Source organism: Clostridium sp. 1001283B150225_161107_B6, from assembly GCF_015556325.1.
Taxonomy (GTDB): Bacteria; Bacillota; Clostridia; order Lachnospirales; family Lachnospiraceae; genus Enterocloster.
The window spans coordinates 453581-469907 of record NZ_JADNMD010000001.1; the positions used below are offsets into that span (position 1 = coordinate 453581).

The 16327-nt window shown below is 51.0% G+C and carries 12 protein-coding genes; all 12 read right to left on the minus strand.

Annotation, left to right across the window (positions count from 1 at the left end; translation table 11 throughout):
* Positions 1-4: 4 nt before the first annotated feature.
* Positions 5-757 (minus strand): 30S ribosomal protein S2, encoded by a 753-nt coding sequence (gene rpsB / locus I2H39_RS02140; protein ID WP_171042715.1) that lies wholly within the window; start codon positions 755-757, stop codon positions 5-7.
* Positions 758-1036: 279 nt separating this feature from the next.
* A complete protein-coding gene (codY, locus tag I2H39_RS02145; protein ID WP_138311083.1) occupies positions 1037-1825 on the minus strand; it encodes a GTP-sensing pleiotropic transcriptional regulator CodY in 789 nt (262 codons plus the stop codon).
* 155 nt (positions 1826-1980) lie between these two features.
* A complete protein-coding gene (gene topA / locus I2H39_RS02150; protein WP_138311084.1) occupies positions 1981-4068 on the minus strand; it encodes a type I DNA topoisomerase in 2088 nt (695 codons plus the stop codon).
* An 86-nt stretch (positions 4069-4154) separates the two neighbouring features.
* On the minus strand, positions 4155-5327 hold the full coding sequence (gene dprA / locus I2H39_RS02155; RefSeq protein ID WP_195625703.1) for a DNA-processing protein DprA: 1173 nt from the start codon (positions 5325-5327) through the stop codon (positions 4155-4157).
* Positions 5318-6853 (minus strand): YifB family Mg chelatase-like AAA ATPase, encoded by a 1536-nt coding sequence (locus tag I2H39_RS02160; protein ID WP_195625704.1) that lies wholly within the window; start codon positions 6851-6853, stop codon positions 5318-5320. The genes dprA and I2H39_RS02160 overlap by 10 nt, the downstream gene beginning before the upstream one ends.
* 237 nt (positions 6854-7090) lie before the next feature.
* A complete protein-coding gene (locus tag I2H39_RS02165; protein WP_195625705.1) occupies positions 7091-7876 on the minus strand; it encodes a TIGR03915 family putative DNA repair protein in 786 nt (261 codons plus the stop codon).
* 19 nt (positions 7877-7895) lie between these two features.
* Positions 7896-9443: a putative DNA modification/repair radical SAM protein gene (locus I2H39_RS02170; protein WP_195625706.1), complete on the minus strand. Its 1548-nt coding sequence runs from the start codon at positions 9441-9443 to the stop codon at positions 7896-7898.
* Positions 9444-9727: 284 nt separating this feature from the next.
* Complete coding sequence (galE, locus tag I2H39_RS02175) at positions 9728-10744, minus strand: UDP-glucose 4-epimerase GalE (RefSeq protein WP_195625707.1); 1017 nt, start codon at positions 10742-10744, stop codon at positions 9728-9730.
* A gap of 149 nt (positions 10745-10893) precedes the next feature.
* Positions 10894-11523 (minus strand): RNA polymerase sporulation sigma factor SigK, encoded by a 630-nt coding sequence (sigK, locus tag I2H39_RS02180; RefSeq protein WP_002564498.1) that lies wholly within the window; start codon positions 11521-11523, stop codon positions 10894-10896.
* 70 nt (positions 11524-11593) lie between these two features.
* Entirely contained in the window at positions 11594-13486 is a 1893-nt protein-coding gene (locus tag I2H39_RS02185) for an LTA synthase family protein (protein WP_330640945.1), read from the minus strand.
* A 136-nt stretch (positions 13487-13622) separates the two neighbouring features.
* Positions 13623-14963, minus strand: a complete 1341-nt coding sequence (locus I2H39_RS02190; RefSeq protein WP_138311091.1) for an MATE family efflux transporter — start codon at positions 14961-14963, stop codon at positions 13623-13625.
* A 185-nt stretch (positions 14964-15148) separates the two neighbouring features.
* Complete coding sequence (locus I2H39_RS02195; protein ID WP_138311092.1) at positions 15149-16327, minus strand: phosphoribosylaminoimidazolecarboxamide formyltransferase; 1179 nt, start codon at positions 16325-16327, stop codon at positions 15149-15151.

The following is a 16327-nucleotide window of genomic DNA, read 5'->3' on the forward strand; positions in this document are numbered from 1 at the left end:
TTAATTAAGCCTCAACAGCCTCTGTCTCGAAAGCCTGGGCAGGAATCTCGATTTCCATTGCGCCCTCTAAAACTTCACCCTGCTTTGCCTCGATGACAGCATCAGCCATCTTGGAAACAATCAGCTTAACGGCTCTGATAGCATCATCATTGCCAGGAATTACATAATCCAGTTCTTCCGGGTCACAGTTAGTATCAACAATACCGATTAACGGTATACCCAGTGTGTGAGCTTCCTGTACGCAGATGTGCTCCTTCTTTGGGTCAACGATGAAGATTGCATCAGGCAGTCTCTTCATATCCTTGATTCCGCCAAGGTTTCTCTCTAACTTGTCCCACTCCTTCTTCAGGGCGATTACTTCCTTCTTAGGAAGAACATCGAAGGTTCCGTCCTGAGACATGGTCTCGATTTCTTTCAGTCTGTCGATACGGCTCTGGATGGTCTTGAAGTTGGTCAGCATGCCGCCCAGCCATCTCTCGTTTACATAGTACATTCCGCAGCGCTCTGCCTCAGCCTTGATGGCTTCCTGGGCCTGCTTCTTGGTGCCTACGAACAGGATGGTGCCGCCGTCTGCGGCAATGTCGGATACGGCCTTGTAAGCCTCATCTACCTTGCCTACGGACTTCTGTAAGTCAATGATATAGATACCGTTTCTCTCGGTATAGATGTATGGAGCCATCTTAGGGTTCCATCTCCTTGTCTGGTGACCGAAATGTACACCAGCTTCCAGTAACTGCTTCATAGAAATTACGCTCATGTTATTTACCTCCATTTGGTTTTTAGCCTGCTCCGTCGCGTATGGGAGTTCAGACTCTTCCGCCTGCTTCTGACACTTCCCGGAAGACCTGCCAAACTACTGGTCAGGCACCGTCCCGCAGAATCCACAGACGTGTTTTTTGTCAGCCTTTCAAATATATCACAAAATATGGCAGCTTGCAAGCACTTTTAATAAGTTTTCCTGCAAACTGCCCTATATATTATCTGACATTATCTATACGGCTGCCTTCCGGCCGTCCTTTAGCTGTTTCAGATTTACCTATTTCAGATTTGAGTTGGACGCCTTGATTGTCTTCAGCTCGTCAAACACCACGTCATTCAGGACCTTGATATAGGTTCCCTTCATGCCCGAGGAGCGTGATTCAATGACACCGGCGCTTTCAAACTTGCGGAGCGCATTGACAATCACGGAACGGGTAATGCCCACGCGGTCGGCAATCTTACTGGCTACCAGAATTCCCTCGTTTCCGTCCAGTTCCTCAAAGATGTGGATGATGGCCTCCAGTTCGGAGAAGGACAATGTGCTGATGGCAGATTTTACAATCTGCACCTTTCTTGTCTCCTCTGCATTCTCCTCATTGACAGAACGCATCATCTCCAGGCCCACCACAGTGGTTCCGTATTCACTTAAAATGATATCGTCGATATCATACTGGGAATCAGACTTGTAGATGAAGAGCGTGCCCAGTCTCTCTCCCGCTATATCAATAGGGGTAATGATGGCCTGGTACTTCTTCACATTCTCTTCAGCAAAGCCAAGGGTGGCGAGGTTTACGTTCTCCTTGGTGGACAATACGCTTAAAAGACGTTCGTTCAGCATCTTATCCACGTAACCGCCGACCTGGTCTTCGATGAGTTCCTCTATCTCATCTACTCCAGGACAGATGCTCACCCCCAGGACCTTGCCCTTTTTGCTGATTACCAGGATATTGGATAACAATATCTCACTTAGTACTTTACAGATGTCATTAAAAACAACTTTATGAGAATTATTGTTATGCAATAGCTTGTTGATTTTTCTTGTTTTGTCCAACAATTGAACACTCATCTCCGAAAACCTCCTTATCCAAATTGTATATCGCCCAAAAATACTCTACCAATAATAGAATTTTAACACAATTTTTAAGCAATAACAAGAGTTTTTTGAAGTTTTCGATTATTTTAAGATTTTGATAATTTTCCTTTTTGTATTTACAAATTTTTCTATTTTTCAGCCTTATCCATACGGTAGCCGCAGGTCTCGCTGGCGCATAAAAGCTTATTTCCCTTCTCTACCATATAAGAACCACAGACCGGACATTTCTGGGTGGAAGGTTTCTGCCAGGACATAAAATCGCAGTCAGGACTAGCCTCACAACCATAGTAAAGGCGTCCCTTCTTTGTCTTTCTTCGCACCAGCTCCTTGCCGCACTTTGGACAGGGAATCCCGATTTTCTCAAGGTAGGGCTTGGTGTTCTTACACTCCGGGAATCCGGGGCATGCCAGGAACTTGCCGTGAGGTCCGTACTTAATCACCATCTGGCGTCCGCACAGGTCGCAGACCACATCGGATACCTCATCCGCAATCTTTACGGACTCCAGCTCCTTTTCAGCAGTTTTAACCGCCTCGTCCAGGTCAGGATAGAAGTTGCTGACAACCGTCTTCCAGGCAACGGTACCGTCTGCCACCTTATCCAGAAGGGATTCCATATTGGCTGTAAAGTTGGGGTCCACAATGCTTGGGAAGGAATTCTTCATGATGCGGTTTACCACATCTCCCAGCTCCGTCACGTACAGGTTTTTATTTTCCTTCACCACGTATCTTCTGGCAATGATGGTGGTTATGGTGGGCGCATAGGTACTTGGACGGCCTATGCCCTGCTCCTCCAGCGCCTTTACCAGGGATGCCTCCGTATAATGGGCCGGCGGCTGGGTGAAATGCTGGCTTGGGTCCAGCTGTTCCAGCTTAAGGATGGTTCCCTTTTCCAGGTTGCCAAGCACCTGATTTTTTTCTTCTTCATCATCTGCTTCCACATAAACGGACATGAAGCCTTCAAAATCCAGCTTGGATGCCGATGTGGTGAACAGATGGCTGCCTGCTCCTATCTTCACAGAAGTGGTTTCATATACAGCCGGCGCCATACGGCTGGCTGTAAAGCGTTTCCAAATCAGCTGGTACAGGCGGAACAGGTCTCTCTGAAGCGATTCTTTTACAATGGTGGGAGTCAATGTTATGTCCGTGGGACGGATGGCCTCATGGGCGTCCTGTATCTTAACGCCCTCCTTCTTGGCCTGGCTTCCCTGAGCAACATAGTTCTCGCCGTAATGCTCTTTTACAAATGCCCTGGCTGCTGTGTCGGCTTCGTCTGCGATTCTGGTGGAATCCGTACGCAGGTAGGTGATAAGACCCAGGGTCCCCTTGCCTTTTACCTCCACGCCTTCATAGAGCTGCTGGGCCAGACGCATGGTCTTTTGGGTGGAAAAGTTAAGTACCTTGGAGGCTTCCTGCTGCAGGGTACTGGTTGTAAATGGGATAGGTGCCTTCTTTACCCGCTCCCCTCTCTTTACTTCCTCCACCTCGTAGCCGCATCCCTCCAACTGGCCCAGAATCTGGTCCAGTTCCTCCTTGTTACGGATGACTGCCTTGCCGCCCTTAGAATCCCTGGTCCCATAATACTTTGCAACCAGGGGCTTCTTACTTCCCTTCATGAGAAGGTCTGCCTCCAGATTCCAGTATTCCTCAGGAATGAATGCATTGATTTCATCCTCACGGTCGCAAATCATGCGAAGGGCAACAGACTGCACGCGGCCTGCGCTTAATCCCCTCTTGACCTTTGCCCATAAAAGAGGGCTGATCCGGTAACCCACCATACGGTCCAGCATCCTTCTTGTCTGCTGGGCGTTCACCAGGTTCATATCAAGCTCCCTGGGGGTCTTAAAGGATGTCTTTACCGCGTTCTTTGTAATCTCATTAAAACTGATACGGTACACATCCTTGCTCTTAAGCTCATCCAGCTTAAGCGCCTTCATCAGGTGCCATGAAATGGCCTCTCCCTCACGGTCAGGGTCCGTTGCCAGATAAATCTTGTCTGCCTTCTTTACTTCCTTGCGCAGCTTGGCCAGAACATCTCCCTTTCCTCTGATTGTAATGTACTTGGGCTCATAATCATGCTCCGCATCAAATCCCAACTGGCTCTTTGGAAGGTCCCTGACATGGCCTCCCGATGCATCCACCTCATAGTTGGCGCCCAGAAACTTCTTGATGGTCTTCACTTTTGCTGGTGACTCCACAATTACCAGATAATTCGCCATTGTAAAACTCCTTACTCCCTGTTCTTTATTTTCACAAAATGGAGATGCCTCCGGCATTTGCCGGAGAATATCCATACTCCTGACACTTATGTGATTGTTTTCATGTAGTGCTGACCCGATGTCCTCACTGCGAATCCTTCCAATTCCAGCTCCAGAAGAGCACTCATACAGTGTCCTGCCGGAAGTCCTGTCTGTACCATAATCTGTTCCAGATGTCTGGGTTCGGAATCCAGGCAACTATACACCATTTTTTCAATCTTGGCAAGTCCCTTCTCGTCTTTTTCACGGTTAATCCCCTTTTTTTCGTGAAAAATGCCCATATAGTCCAGTACATCTTCAGGACAGGTCAAAATCCCTGCCCCTGACTGTATAAGCTCATTGCACCCCGCGCTCAAGGCGTCCGTTATCCGGCCCGGCAGTGCGAATATCTCTTTTCCCTGCTCCAGTCCCAGGCTGGCTGTTATGAGAGAACCGCTTTTTTTCCGGGCCTCCATCACCAGAATTACGTCTGAAAGACCGCTTATGATACGGTTTCGCATGGGAAAATTCCTGGCCAGGGGCTCCTCATCCGGTCCAAACTCGGAGAGAATACCTCCCTGGGACGGAATGGCATCATACAGATGGTAATTGCTTCTGGGATAGCAGATGTTTACCCCGCATCCAAGAACTGCGTATGTCCTTCCATTTCCTTTCATAGCCCCCTCATGCCCTGCTCCGTCAATACCCAGAGCCAGGCCGCTGATAATCTGTACACCGGCTTTCGCCAGCTCCCTGCCCATGTATCCGGCTGCCTGTCTGCCGTAGTCCGTACAGTTCCTGGCTCCAATGATGGCTGCAGTGGGGCGTTTTTCATCCGGCAGTCCACCCTTTACATAAAGTCCCATGGGATAGTCATAAATATGCAGAAGCCGGTTCGGATATTCCCTGTCAAGGGGCGTTATAAAACGGATTCCCTTTTCCTGCAATTGCTCATATTCCTGGGTCATGCAGGAAAACCGTTCCTTCCACCGGTCATAGGTGCGGCATTTTTCCCCGCTTTGTAAGATTCCCAGTTTCTTTAATTCCATTCCTTCTATATAATATGCCCGCTCAAAGCTTCCCGCCAGCTCCCATATGCGCCGCAATGTCACTGCCCCAAAGCCTGGAATACGGGTGAACCAGTACAGGTACTGTTTTTCACGTCTTTGCGCTAAATCCGGTTCCGGGCCGGATGCTGCATTTTGTCTTAATTCCTGCTCCCTTCCGCTCTCTATCCCCATATCTGTTCCTCCAGTCCCCCATACCCCAATGCCTCCGCCAGATGTTCCTTCCTTATATCCCTGCTGTCCTCCAGGTCCGCAATGGTCCGCGCTACCTTCAGTGCCTTATGGTATCTTCTCGCACTGATGCCTCCTGATTCATAAATCCGCTGTGCAAAGGCCCTTTCCTCCGGTTCCAGCCTGCAGTGCTGTTCTACCTCTTTCATCCCCATGCGGCTGTTAAAACGTATCTTTGTACCGGAAAACCTGTGTTCCTGCCGTTTTCTGGCATCTTCCACCCGTTCCCGGATGGATGCCGAATCCTCATTTTCTCCCTGGACCGGATTCAATTCCCCAAAGGTCACCGGGGACGCCTGGGCACAGATATCGAACCGTTCCAAAATAGGCCTGGATATATGCCCCAGGTATCGTTTGATTTGGCTCTCCGAACAGCTGCAGCGGTTCCTGTCCGGATAAAAACCGCAGGGGCATAGATTCATGGCAGCCACCATCATGAAGTCCGCCGGGAATTCATAATTGCCGGACACCCTGGTTACCGTAATTTTCCGTTCCTCCAAAGGCTGTCTCAGCATCTCCACCGCAGAGCGTCCAAAATGGGGCAGTTCATCCAGAAACAGCACGCCCCCTGAAGCCAGTGACAGTTCTCCTGGTCTGGGCGGAATCCCTCCCCCTGCCAGCGCCCTGGCTGTTACGGTGTGGTGAGGACTTCTGAACGGCCGTTCAGACAACAGGGGACGTCCTGCCGGCAGAAGGCCGCATATGCTGTAGATTCTGGATATCTCTATATCCTCCTCCCTTGTCAGAGCAGGCAGGATGGTAGGGATTCTTCTGGCTATCATTGTCTTGCCGGTTCCGGCGCTGCCGGTGAGAAGCAGTCCGTGCATACCGGCTGCCGCCACCTCCGCCGCCCTTCTCAGCAGAGCCTGCCCGTTGACCTCCCTGTAATCCGGGGCAGCCTCCCAGTGACGGCTGTCCGCAGGCCGGTAAAGAGCTGACCGGCAGGGTTTAGCGGAAAACGCGCCCTTAAGAATGCCTGCCATATGGCTCAGGGACTCAACCCCTACCATATCAACCCCCTCCATCACAAGACCCTCTTCTACGTTACCCAAGGGCAGGAAACACCTTCTGATGCCCTCCTCCCTGGCCATGGATGCCAGGGAAAGCACTCCGCTTACAGGCTTTACCCTGCCGTCCAGTCCCAGTTCTCCAATCACCATACTGTCCTTCAGCACATCGGTCCTCACCATTTGAAATGCCCCCAATATAGCCACAGCAATTGGAAGGTCATAGGCAGTACCGCCTTTACGTATGCCCGCCGGAGACAGGTTAACGGTTATCTTTTTAGCCGGAAGCCGAAACCCCGAATTCTTAAGGGCGGTCCTGACCCTTTCCTGGGACTCCCTTACCTCCGAAGCCAGCTGTCCTGATATGGAAAACCCAGGAAGGCCGTCAGACACATCTGCCTCCACCGAAACCAGGACGCCTTCCACAGCCCGTATTCCTCCGCTGTTAATTTGCGTAAACATCCATCCGCCCCTTTCAACTTGTACTCTTCATGTAATATACTTTCATAAATCAAATGGAACTTTGGCACGATACCGTACCGGATTAAAACATAAGACAGGATAGGAAGAACCCTATCCTCCTGAATGAAAGATATAATCACTATACTAAAAGAAGCTCGGAATTACAAGGGCAATATGGACTATTTTTCGTAAAGCCAATTCATGAAACCCGGCTATGGGTCCCGGCTATGAACCATGCTATTTTTTAAACTCCGTCATATAAGGCCGGAAACGCAGGGGCAGATGGGCTCTCTGACATGCCGGATTATGCCGTTCCCTGATGGCAATGGTATCGCAGAACATGCGCCACATGTCCCCATAGGTTTCCTCGTCTGTCCGCTCTTTAAGCCAGCAGCTCCACCCCTGGTCGCTGTGCTCCTGTTCCGGTTCAAGGGGCTGGTTTGCCAGAAACCAGGAACAGCCTGCGGGATGGACTGCCGCCCTTTTATGGTTCTCATCGTAAATGACCCAGTTTTCCTCCGGAAGCCTGTCTGCAAAATGAGGCGCCAGAAGGGTCATAACATCGTTTTTCGGCCCAATGCGTGACACCAGTATGCCCCCCTGTGTCTCTGAAAAGCGCAGGAATTCCGTGAGGAGATGATTTTCATTGTAAACATTCCGGCACAGCTCAAATATGTCATAACAGGCCGGCAGCTGAAGCATGTCCAGCACAGAGGGACCATACCGGAACGCCTCTATCAGAAACCTGTATATCTTATCCGCCCGGTCTTTGTCCTGGCTCAGGGAGGCAGTATACACCTTCCTGTATATCTCCTGGGAAAGCTTTCTGCACACGGAACGGATAACCTTCTCTGCCTTCTCCGGGCAGACCGGCACATCCCTGTACTCTGCAAAAAGCTCCAATTCCTCATACTCACCCTTTACGGCCAGCCGGACATTTTCATGACCAGCCGGGTCCGCCCAGGCATCGTATACGCCGCATAGAATCCCTTCAAGCCAGTCCTCGCACATATAAACCGTCATATCGCCACCTCCTGTATCCTTACAAGCTTCCTGTCACCGCAGCATACTGGTCATCGCCTGTCACAGGCATCTCCAGATGCATGTCGTCAAACAGGGATAACTGGCGGAAGCTGTCCCTGTTCTCAATGTCCCAGGCTTTGCGCCTCTCATCTCCCACAAGACAGGCCGTGATATAGTCCTGGTCCAGTCTGGCGCCTTCCATCATGCGTCCTTTGCAGGTGATGAAATACCTGGCCCGTTTCAGGACCACCCCCATCTTCTTTAAATCCTCAAACTGCAGCCCGCCCTGCTTCCTGGCGTTTATAATCCTCTGGGCCGACTTCACCCCCATGCCTGGAACCCTGAGAAGCTCACCATAGGAGGCCCTGTTGATTTCCACCGGAAACTGCTCCAGGTGGCGCAGGGCCCAGTCGCACTTGGGGTCCAGAAATACATTGAAATTGGGCTGTTCCTCAGATAATAGCTCTTCTGCCTTAAATCCATAGAACCGCAGCAGCCAGTCCGCCTGGTAAAGCCTGTGTTCCCTTAACAGGGGAGGTCTTGCAGTCACGGAAGGAAGACAGCTGTCGTCGTTGACCGGCACATAGGCGGAATAGAATACCCGTTTAAGGCCGTAATTCTCATACAGGGCCTGGGTGACAGCCATCATCTGGTAATCGTTCTCCTGGGTGGCTCCCACAATCATCTGGGTACTCTGGCCCGCAGGTACAAAGGGCGTCCTGGCATACTGCCAGTCGGGAAGGTTCCGGCCTCCGCCCCCATCCCCCTGCCTGTCCTTCTCTCCATTACCCGGAAAATAATCTCCCCCGCCGGACATCCCGTGGCTGCCAGACAGCAATGCGCCCGGCTCTGCCAGCTCCGGCCGAATCAGGGCAGCGCCTCCTGCAAAACCAGCCCGTTCCGTGGCATAGGGTTTCTTAAATTCCCTGTCATATCCCAGGAGATGGCCGGACACCGTAATGCCCTGCTGCACCTGGCGCATGGGCTTTAATATCTTATCCCTGGTCTTCCCTGGAGCCAGGTTCTTAAGTCCCTCTGCCGTGGGAAGCTCCAGGTTGATGCTCATACGGTCAGCCAGGAAGCCCATGCGCTCCACCAGCTCAGGGTCAGCCCCAGGTATGGTCTTCACATGGATGTATCCGTTGAAATGCCACTGGTTCCTGAGCTTGTAAAGTGTCTCATAAATCTGTTCCATGGTATGATTGGCCGTATACAGGATGCCTGAACTCAGAAACAGGCCCTCAATGTAATTCCTGCGGTAAAATTCAATGGTAAGCCTGCACACTTCATCCGGTGTGAAGGCAGTCCGCACCACGTCATTGGAACAGCGGTTCACACAATATTTGCAATCATAGATACACTGATTGGTAAACAGAATCTTAAGAAGGGAAATACATCTGCCGTCCGCCGAAAAACTGTGGCAGATTCCGGACTCCGAGGTGTTTCCTATGCTGCCCGCCTTTCCCTTCCTCCTTACTCCGCTGGATGTACAGGCCACATCATACTTGGCTGCATCCGTAAGTATCTTTAACTTTTCCTGTACGCTTAGATTTTCCTGTATCAGCATGTTATCACCATCCAGAACATATGTTTGTTCTGACAGTATAACACAATGCCGGGATAAATGCAACCAAAAACGAACATTTGTTCTTTTTGGCTGCATCCTTTTATCCTTCCCGGAATTACATACCCGGAAATTCTCAGCCCCGGGCAGCGGACACAAAACCATAATAAAAAGGCCCGGAGCCGTTCACGCCGAATTTTTCGACATGAAACCGGCCACAGGCCTTCTATATATTCATAAAATCAATGCATGCATCAATGGAACCTGATTCTGTCCCCGTCCTGTCCTTAATCCCTATACCCATCCGGATTCATGGACTGCCACTTCCAGGAATCAGCACACATATCCTCGATGCCTTTCTCTGCCACCCAGCCCAGCTCGCGCTTTGCCTTGGCTGAATCGGAATAACAGGTGGCCACATCCCCTTCCCGGCGGGGCTGAATCTCATATTTTAAAGTCCTGCCGCAGGCTTTCTCATATGCATGGAGCACATCCAGCACACTGTAGCCAACGCCGGTTCCCAGGTTATAGATGCTGACGCCCTCTTTATCCTTAAGCTTAAGCACTGCCTTTACATGGCCCTTTGCCAGGTCCACCACATGGATGTAATCCCTGACCCCGGTGCCGTCCGGCGTGTCATAATCATCGCCAAATACATTCAGATGATCCAGCTTTCCCACTGCCACCTGGGCAATATAGGGAACCAGATTGTTGGGGATTCCCTTGGGGTCCTCTCCAATCAGTCCGCTCTCATGCGCGCCGATGGGATTGAAATAGCGCAGAAGCACTACGTTCCACTCCGGGTCCGCCGTATGTAAATCGGTCAGTATCTGCTCCAGCATTCCCTTGGTCCGTCCGTAGGGATTGGTAATCTCTCCCTTGGGGCAGTTCTCGGTAATGGGTATCTCAGCCGGGTCCCCATACACGGTGGCCGATGAACTGAATACAATGTTCTTGACTCCATGGCTGCGCATCTCATCGCAGAGAATCAGGGTGCCGGTGATATTGTTGTGGTAATACTCCAGGGGCTTGCGCACAGATTCACCTACTGCCTTAAGGCCTGCAAAATGGATGACCGAATCAAACTCTTCCCTGTCAAACACTTCCTTAAGGGCAGGCTGGTCCAGAAGGTCCGCCTCATAGAATTTTACCTTCCTGCCTGTTATCTTCTCCACTCGTTCCAGTGCCTTCTCGCTGGAGTTATAAAGGTTATCTACTACCACCACATCATAACCCGCTGTCAGCAGTTCCACACAGGTATGGCTTCCGATATAGCCGGCGCCACCAGTCACTAAAATAGCCATGGTATCTCCTCCTTACGAACAATTGATTGCTGCAAAAAGGCGGAACAGGTTAAGCTGCTCCGCCTGCTATGACTAGTATAAAGGGAAAGCTATCATAAAACAATGCACAATTCTTCTATCTTTTTACAATATTTTTTGAATGGCACCCTTTAACCGTGTTTTGCAAACTCTGTCCGTATCTTCTCTATGGCCTTTTTCTCAATCCGGCTCACATAGGAACGGGAGATGCCCAGTTTACCGGCAATCTCCCGCTGGGTATGTTCCTTACCACGGTACAATCCGTAGCGCATCCCCAGAACTGTCTTCTCCGTCTCTGTCAGACAGGACTCAAAGGCCTCATACAGCTCCTTTACATCCTGTTTTAAAATCATGGTATCCAGCGTCTCTTTATTGTCCATCTCTATCACATCCACCAGACTGACGGTTTCCCCGTCCTTGTCTACTCCGATGGGCTCAAAAAGGGACACTTCCTTGGAATACTTCCTGCTTGCACGCAGAAGCATCAGTATCTCATTTTCCACGCATCTGGCTGCATAGGTGGCCAGTCGTGAGCCTTTATCTACGTTAAATGTATTCACTGCCTTAATAAGGCCTATGGTTCCCACGGACAGCAGGTCCTCCATGTCGTAATCAGAGCCCTGATACTTTTTTACCACATGGGCCACCAGACGCATATTATGCTCAATCAGCATATCCCTGGCAGACTGGTCGCCCTCTTTGCAGCGTTCCAGATACTCTTTTTCCTCTCCTGCTGATAATGGTTTCGGAAAAGTCTTCAAAGAAAGCCACCCTGCATATTCTTAATCTTATTCTATGCGGGGGCAGCTTGCCAAGTGCTTTTACAAGTTTTTATTGGCTGGTACTATTTTCAGGAGCAATGACGAACAACTCCTTTAACTTCTTCCGGTCCAGGCTGTGGTTGTACACAAGGGCCTCATAATCCAGTATCATGTCCTGATAGGGACAGCGCTCCGACTCTGCCTTGGCCCAGTAATAATAGGTTCCCTCCCTGTCATAGCAGCCCAGGAAATGAACCACGGGAAGGTCCTCCTTCATGGCAAGGAGGAACCGGTTGTATGGCGTCAGCTCCAGATTGGCCCTGAGCAGGACCTCAGAGGACAGGTAGACCGCCCCAAGGCGCCCCATGTCCTCAGAAGGCATGCTGTAATTGGTCCATATGATGAAAGGAGTCTCATACCACATGAGATGGTCCTGTACCGGAACCTCGGAACTGGGCATACCGGCTATGTCATCGTAAAATTCATCCTCAATGCTGGGCTGGTGGTCCCCGAACATGACAATCATAGTGGGCTCATCCAGCCCGCTGAAATACTCCACCAGGTACTGGAAAGCCTGGTCTGACCGCTTCATAAGGGACAGGTATTGGTCTGTCTTGGGATATTTACCCTGGTACCCTCCGGTAAGCCATACCTCCTGCTCAAAGTTTTCATAGGTTCCCTCATATCCGCCGTGGTTCTGCATGGTCACATTGAATATAAACAGCTTGTCCTCAGGATGTTCCTTTGCCTCCACCATCTGGACCAGCTTCTCGTAATCCGCCTGGTCGCTTACATAATTGCGCAGTTCCCCGCTGCCTTCATAGAAGTCCTGGTCCAGGAACTGGTCAAATCCCATATTCTGATAGCATTCCACCCGGTTCCAGTTCTGCCCGGGATAAGGGTGCATGGCCACGCTGTAATACCCCTGGTCCTTCAGGGTGCTGACCAGGGAATAGGTTCCCGGCTTTACATTGAACTGGTAGGCAATGGAGTTGGCAGGCAGCAGGGCCATGGAGTCCCCTGTGAGGAACTCAAACTCGGAATTGCTTGTCATGGACCCAAACACAGGCATACACAGGCTTCCCCTGACCGTATTTTCCTCAAGGCTGTCCATAAAAGGGAAATATTCTGTATTGGTGGTAAAATCGCCTGCTGTTTTCAGCTCTGACAGACTCTCGTTCATGATGCATATCAGATTGACCGGCGTCACCGGCTGTTCGTCCTCCGGCTGGTTTTCCGTATATGTCCGGGCATTTCTCCGGCCCGCATATGCGGTTTCCTCCTCCAGGCGGCTGTATATCTCCTTAAGCCTGGCGCTGCTGTATCCCTGGGGCGGCTTCTTTACCACATACTGGAGTGAAACCGCTGTGGACAGCACATAACCGTATTCCTGGTATGTCCCATTGATGGCCCACATGTTGATGCCAAGGCCCCAAGAAGGAACCAGGAAGGCAAAGAACCAGGCCCCATAACCTGCTATGGCTGCGGCCATGCCTCCTCCCACAGCCAGGCGGAGCTTCCAGCCCCTGACCCGGCGCGGCGCAAACCACAGAAACACGTTCATAGCCAGGAGCAGGACAAAGGCAGTCTTCATCTGGTGAGTGATAAAAAACTCATAGTTGCCCGATACGGTCATGGCTGTCCTGAATGCCATCACATCCCAGAGCATGATGGGGCGTCCCCTGAAGGCCACCACAAAGGTCTCTGCCAGGGAAATGACATAGAGAGCACAGGAGGCTGCAGGCACAGCGATTCTGGTCCTCCCTGTGACGGCAAATAAAGCCAGGTACAGCACGTAATTCCAACCTATATTCAGAGCCGCCATATAAGAAGGAACCGTGGCCAGGTTCCCCGTGACGTACTCAAACATGAAGTATGACGCCGCTGGGGCCATTAACAGACACACGGTTCCCGCTATATACCATATATTTTTTATAATCTTAATCTTATTTTCCTTTGTCACTATTGTCGCCTTTTTGTCAGAATTTTGTTCATAAATCTTAATAAACTTATCCTAACATAAAGGATTTGATGATTCAAGAGTCAAATGCTTCCAAGAAAGACATTTCACAAAACCTTCACATTTTCCGTCTTAATATTCATCCGATACGTATACGGAATTTTCCCGTTACAATCCTTCTGTAAAATATCACGGTCAGCAGAGTCGCCGCAATCCATCCAAAGGGCCAGGCCATCCAGATACCCGTGCTTGCGAAATGTTCCGTAAGGATATTTGCCACGATAATACGGAGAATCAAATCCGGCACAGTGGCCAGCACAAAATAGGTCATGGCTCCGGAACCCCGTATAATGCCGTCTGTCATGAGTTTAATGGAAATCATAAAATACATGGGACTTACAATGCGCAGGAACTCCATGCCGGACTGTATGGCCTTGGTGCTTTCCGCCCCCAGGAACAGTCCCATCATCTGGCGGCTGAACACAAAATACAGCAGGAAAAACGGAACCGTGGCATACAAGGACAGTTTGACGCCTGTCTTAAAGCCCATGGGAATCCTCTCCCTCTTTCCCGCTCCCAGATTCTGGGCCGTATAGCTGGACAGGCAGCCTCCCAGGGACATAAATGCATTAATGGCAAAGGTATTGAGCTTGATGGCGCCGGAATAGCCTGCTATGACAGCGGAGCCGTACCGGTTCACGATTTCCTGGACAAACATGTTTCCCACAGACAGCACACTCTGCTGCATGATGCTGGGCACTGCGATGGCTGCTATCTGCCCCAGCAGAACAGCGCTGAAGAGCACTGTCCTTCGGCCGGTCTTAAGAGCGCCCAGACGCCTGGACAGGGTACCCAGAGCCAGGATGGCGGAAACGCCCTGGGCAATAAAAGTAGCCCATGCCACTCCGGCCACTCCCAGGCCCAGCCGGGCCACGAACCAGTAATCCAGCGCTATATTTCCCAGGGATGAGCCGATAAGGAAATAAAGGGGCGTCCTCGAATCCCCCAGGGCTGTGAAAATGCCTGTACATACATTGTAGAGGAACAGGAATGTCAGCCCGTATACGTAAATCTTAAGATACAGCTCCCCGTCCTGGAATATGTTGTCCGGGGTATGGATTACCCGCATCATATCCCCGCAGAAGGCATATCCCAGCACAGTCAGAACCAGGCTCATGGCGCCGCAGGCAATAAATGCTGTGTAGACGGCTGTCTTCATCCTGCCTATGTCCTTTGCCCCAAAGAGCCTGGACACCACCACGGAAGCACCCAGATTGCTTCCCACCGCAAATGCCATGAATATCACCGTGATGGGATAGGATGCCCCCACGGCCGCCAGTGCATCCTCACCTGCAAACCGGCCCGCAATGCTGCTGTCCGCGATATTGTAAAACTGCTGGAACATGACGCTTATGAACATGGGCAGCGCAAACCGCCACAGCGTCTTTTTCGGATGCTCCGCCGTCAAATCTGTAATCATGATACCCTCTTTCCTCCCAATGACAATTTATGTTCCATTATACCCTTGGTCCGCCATTAGGGCAACCGGAAATATAGAGGGACTGCAAAGAAAAATACGGCAGAAAATTGGTAAAAGAAAAGCGCCCGGGGCTTTCCCTTTTAGGGGATTTGCCGCAGGCGCAGTATTTTTACCTGATAAAACCATTAGTGGTGGAACAGACGGATTCCCGTAAATGCCATCACCATTCCGTACTGGTTGCAGGTCTCGATGACCTGGTCGTCACGGACAGAACCTCCGGGCTGCGCCACGTATTTCACGCCGCTCTTGCTGGCCCTGTCAATGTTGTCACCAAAGGGGAAAAAGGCGTCGGAACCCAGGGCCACGTCTGTCATGGTGTCCAGCCAGGCCCTCTTTTCTTCAGCGGTGAATACAGGAGGCTTTACCTTGAAAATCTTTTCCCATCTTCCGTCAGCCAGTACATCCATGTAATCATCCCCCATATACACATCAATGGCATTGTCCCTGTCAGCTCTCTTGATGCTGTCCGCAAACGGAAGGTTCATTACCTGGGGAGCCTGGCGCAGATACCAGTTGTCCGCCTTGCTGCCTGCCAGGCGCGTACAGTGTACCCTGGACTGCTGCCCCGCGCCGATGCCGATGGCCTGTCCGCCCTTTACATAGCATACGGAGTTGGACTGTGTGTATTTCAGGGTGATGAGGGAAATCATCAGGTCAATCTTGGCAGAATCCGGAAGGTCCCTGTTCTCAGTGACTATATCCTCCAAAAGGTCCCTGTTGATTTCCAGGTTGTTGTGTCCCTGCTCAAAGGTAATACCGAATATCTGCTTGCGCTCCAGGGCCTCCGGCTCATAATCCGGGTCAATCCGGATGACATTGTAATTACCGTTTTTCTTGGACTTGAGGATTTCCAGGGCTTCCGGTTCATATCCCGGAGCAATAACGCCGTCAGACACCTCGCGCTTAATGATTCTTGCCGTGTCAGCGTCGCACACATCGGACAGGGAGATAAAGTCCCCGAAGGAGGACATGCGGTCCGCTCCCCTTGCCCTTGCATAGGCGCTGGCCAGAGGTGAGAGTTCCCCCATGTCATCCACCCAGTAAATCTTCCTCAGCGTCCCGTCAAGAGGTAGGCCCACTGCTGCCCCTGCAGGAGATACATGCTTGAAAGAAGCCGCTGCCGGAAGTCCTGTGGCTGCCTTCAGCTCTTTCACCAGCTGCCAGCCGTTTAACGCGTCCATGAAATTGATATAGCCAGGTCTGCCGCTCAGTACTGTGATGGGCAGTTCCCTGTCACCTTCCATGAAGATTCTGGAAGGCTTCTGATTTGGGTTACAGCCGTATTTAAGTGCCAGTTCTTTCAT